This window comes from Vibrio sp. 2134-1 (assembly GCF_033339495.1).
On record NZ_JAWOUS010000254.1, the window covers coordinates 1 to 842 of the forward strand.

Consider the following 842-nt stretch of genomic DNA (forward strand, 5'->3'; position numbering starts at 1 on the left):
TCATGAACCGTGAGTCTCAAGCAGCAAACTTGAAGCAAGAGGTAAAAACGCAAGTCGAATCTTTGCAAGCGAATCAGCCTGCACCTTCTGCTAAAAAGAAAGTGCTGTTTTTGCTTATTCACGAAGGTCGCCCAGCCAATGTTGCAGGCTTGGATACCACGCCAAACGCAATCATCGCGTTAGCAGGCGGTGATAATCCTGCGGCGAAAAAACTAACCTCTTACAAACCACTGTCAACCGAAGCGATGGTAGAGATGCAACCCGATGTCATTTTAGTTAGTGGCCGCAGCTATGAGACCATGGGCGGTGCAGACGCCATTTTAAAGGCGATGCCGTTACTTGCAGCAACACCAGCAGGCCAGGCAAAGAACATCATCACCATTGATGGACACGCTTTGGTTGGCGGTTTGGGACTAAAAAGCCTGTCAGAGGCTAAACGTCTCAATACCTTGCTTTACCCATAGAGATTTTCGATGCTGTTACGACGTATTCCTTTATCAACCACGCTGATTACGCTGTCTGGATTTTTAGCGTTTATCGCCATCGCTTCTATAACCGTCGGCCCGATGAACATCAGTTTCACAGACAGTCTGCGCGGCTTAATTGGCGCACATTCAGAGCTGGCACCACACATTCAACTCGTTATCAATGAGATACGCCTACCTCGTACGATTTTGTGTATGTTCATCGGCGCAATCCTCGCGATTTGTGGGGTGGTCATGCAAGGGCTTTTCCGAAACCCATTGGCAGAACCCGGCATTATCGGGGTTTCTGCTGGTGCGGCGTTGGGCGGCGCTTTTGCCATCGTCGTTTTTGCTGAGTTTAGCCAAAACCATCCTCAA

2 protein-coding genes are annotated in these 842 nt (G+C 49.2%); both read left to right on the plus strand.

The genetic code is table 11. The features are described from left to right. A partial coding sequence (locus R7R78_RS25285) for a hemin ABC transporter substrate-binding protein (RefSeq protein ID WP_225474521.1) occupies positions 1 to 464 on the plus strand: 464 nt, incomplete at its 5' end. A 9-nt stretch (positions 465 to 473) separates the two neighbouring features. Continuing rightward, positions 474 to 842 (plus strand): iron chelate uptake ABC transporter family permease subunit (locus tag R7R78_RS25290; RefSeq protein WP_225474522.1); only part of this gene is annotated, 369 nt, incomplete at its 3' end.